Genomic DNA, 3249 nt, shown 5'->3' on the forward strand with positions numbered 1-3249 from the left:
CAGTCACCCAGTCACCACACCCGCGATGATCAGTTGCTTGCGACCGGTGGCCTTGATGGCTTTGACGAAGTCTTCGTTCGTTGATCTGGCGATCTGGCCTGGACGCTGAATGAACGGCGCGTCCGGGAATTGCTCGCGCAGTTCAGGTACGATCGGGCCGTTCGGGCCTGCGTCGAAACTGGTGGTGAGGATGGTCGGCAGGTTGAAGAATTTGGCGATGTCGCCCAGGGCCAGCACGTTGTTCTTGAATTCGTTGGGCGAGAAATCCTGCACCAGAGAGATCAGGCCGGTCTGGTGATCGACCAGCAGCACAACGGCGTCATCTTTGTTCAGACGTTTGTAAGGAACGTTGCTCATGTGAAACTCCTCGGAGGGTGATGAGTGAAGCGTCGACCACACATGGCCGACGCTTTTGTTGCAAGACTCAGAACGCGAAGCAGGAACAGCCGAAGGCGCCCCAGAAACCGGCGAAGTCACTCACCGGCACGTTCGACATACGGGCCTTCTCATGGCTGTGGGTATGCACGGCGCACGGGCCGCTGCACTGGTGCACCTGCGCCTGCATCGGCGCGTTCGGCCGCCAGTGTCCCGGAACCTTCGCCACCGGCGACCAGTCCGGCAGCACCGGCAGGCTGACAGGCCCGAGTTTTTCGAAGTCGCCGGCGGCGTACACCACCTTGCCGCCGACCACGGTCAATACCGACTCGATCCACTTGATCGCTTCTTCCTCGACGCTGAAGAAGTCCGCGCTCAGTGCTACCAGGTCCGCCAGTTGCCCGACCTTGATCTGGCCTTTCTTGCCTTGTTCCGACGAGAACCAGGCGCTGCCGTGGGTGAACAGTTCCAGTGCAGTGGTGCGCGGCAAACCTTCCTCATACAGCGCCAGACCACCGACGGTACGGCCGCTGACCATCCAGTACAGCGAGGTCCACGGATTGTAGCTGGACACTCGCGTGGCATCGGTGCCGGCGCCGACCGGTACACCCTCGGCCAGCATGCGCTTGATCGGTGGCGTAGATTCGGCGGCCTGCTTGCCGTAGCGGTCGACAAAATATTCACCCTGGAACGCCATGCGGTCCTGGATCGCAATGCCACCGCCCAGCGCCCTTACCCGCTCGATGTTCTGTGGGGTGATGGTTTCAGCGTGGTCGAAGAACCATGGCAGGCCGTTGAACGGAATGTCGCGGTTGACCTTCTCGAACACGTCGAGCATGCGGCTGATCGATTCGTTGTAAGTGGCGTGCAAACGGAACGGCCAGCGCTGTTCCACCAGGTGGCGAACCACCGGCTCCAGCTCCTGCTCCATGGTCTGCGGCAGGTCCGGACGCGGTTCGAGGAAGTCCTCGAAGTCCGCCGCCGAGAACACCAGCATCTCACCGGCGCCGTTGTGCCGCAGGTAGTCGTCGCCCTGGTGCAACTTGACGCTGCCAGTCCAGTTCTGGAAATCGGTCAGCTCTTCTTTCGGCTTCTGGGTAAACAGGTTGTAGGCGATACGCACGGTCAGTTGATCATCTTTCGCCAACTGCTCGATCACCTGGTAATCGTCCGGGTAATTCTGGAAACCACCGCCGGCATCGATCGCGCTGGTCAGGCCGAGGCGGTTGAGCTCACGCATGAACTGGCGGGTCGAGTTGACCTGATATTCCAGCGGCAGCTTCGGCCCCTTGGCCAGGGTCGAGTACAGGATCATCGCGTTCGGCCTTGCGACCAACATGCCGGTCGGATTGCCGTTGGCATCACGCACGATTTCGCCACCCGGCGGGTTCGGCGTGTCGCGGGTGTAACCGGCAACCCGCAATGCAGCGCGGTTGAGCAAGGCGCGGTCGTACAAATGCAGCACGAACACCGGGGTGTCCGGCGCCGCCTGGTTGAGCTCTTCCAGGGTCGGCATGCGCTTCTCGGCAAACTGGAATTCGTTCCAGCCACCGACTACCCGTACCCATTGCGGCGTTGGTGTGCGGTCGGCTTGCTCCTTGAGCATGCGCAACGCATCAGCCAGGGACGGCACGCCTTCCCAGCGCAGTTCGAGGTTGTAGTTCAAACCGCCACGGATCAGGTGCAGGTGCGAGTCGTTGAGGCCAGGGATGACCCGTCAGCCACGGCGCAAACAAGCGAGTCGCGGCCGGCATGCACACGTACACCACCGACACCACGATGGTCAGGGTGATCAGGAACGTGGCGACCAGGTAGTTGGAGAGAAAAGCGTTGAGTTTGAGCAGCGGCCCCCAGAGCAACGGCACCAGCAAGGTGTGCGGCAGAATCACCAGCAACGACACCACGGCCTGCTTCCAGCGCGGTGGCGGCGAAGCAGCATCGGCCAGCGGCGCGAACCAGAATTCGTTGACCGGGTTGACCTCGGTCTGGTCGCCGTCGGCCAGCATCGGCGCGGCTTCATCGATCAACGACTGACGTTGCGGCGAATCGAGCCAGTGCTGCATGGCCTCGGTGGAGCAAAAGCGCAGCACGCAGGTGAACATGTCCAGGCCAGCGTTCTTGCCGCGGATCACGTCCACGCCCAGATGCCCTTCCGTGCGCCCCGCTACGCTGACGATGTTGCGCAGCCAGGCTTCATAGGCTGCTTCGAAACCGGCCTTGACCCGGTGCTTGACGATCAGCGTCACGATCTCATCGGACCCCGGCGCTTTTTGAGTTTGGGCTTCAGACATAACGGAGCACTCCGGGCAAACGAACATTGAGCGCCAGCCGTCCAGGCCCGGCGATAAACACAGAGGTGAAGATGATCAACAACAGCCAGCCGAACTGCCCTTCGGCCACACTCCATTGCGGGTGCACGACCAGCAGCGCCACCAGCAGCACAAACAGAATAGGCAAGCACGCCAGACGCGCCAGAACACCAGCGACAATCAGCAGCGGGCACAGCACTTCGGCGAAAATCGCCAGGCTGAGGGTGAGGTGGGCACCGAGGTGGAACGGGTCTTCGATCAGTTGCAGTTGCGCACTGAAGTCCAGCAGCTTGGGCAAGCCGTGAACCCACAGCAGAAACAGACCACCGCTGACCCGCAGAAACAGCAGCCCGACATCCCGCGCCTGTTCATCCCTTTGCGAAGCGTTCATGACTCACCCCTGTTCAATCATTGGATTGAATAGTGCCGCCAAGGGGTAGGGAAAAATTGAATGTACGTGCTCTCTTTGTACCGCGGGAATTGTGGCGAGGGAGCTTGCTCCCGCTGGGCTGCGAAGCAGCCCCAAAACCATTCGACCCAATTGCATCAGGTAGACCGCATGTAC

General features: G+C 61.2%; 2 protein-coding genes and 2 pseudogenes. All 4 read right to left on the minus strand.

The genetic code is table 11. From position 1 onward, the window contains the following. Positions 1-9 precede the first annotated feature (9 nt). Positions 10-357, minus strand: a pseudogene (locus AC1DLB_RS28435) (cysteine hydrolase family protein); the annotation flags it as partial. Positions 358-424: 67 nt separating this feature from the next. Then, positions 425-2089 (minus strand): annotated as a pseudogene (locus tag AC1DLB_RS28440) (amidohydrolase); the annotation flags it as partial. Beyond that, on the minus strand, positions 1992-2666 hold the full coding sequence (locus AC1DLB_RS28445) for an antibiotic biosynthesis monooxygenase (RefSeq protein WP_477786131.1): 675 nt from the start codon (positions 2664-2666) through the stop codon (positions 1992-1994). The gene AC1DLB_RS28445 and the pseudogene AC1DLB_RS28440, both read right to left, overlap by 98 nt. Further along, the gene (locus AC1DLB_RS28450; protein ID WP_064618759.1) at positions 2659-3075 is read right to left on the minus strand and encodes a DoxX family protein; all 417 of its coding nucleotides are present in this window, start codon (positions 3073-3075) and stop codon (positions 2659-2661) included. The genes AC1DLB_RS28445 and AC1DLB_RS28450 overlap by 8 nt, the downstream gene beginning before the upstream one ends. Between the last annotated feature and the right edge of the window lie 174 nt (positions 3076-3249).

It is taken from the genome of Pseudomonas sp. 05N434 (assembly GCF_056396965.1).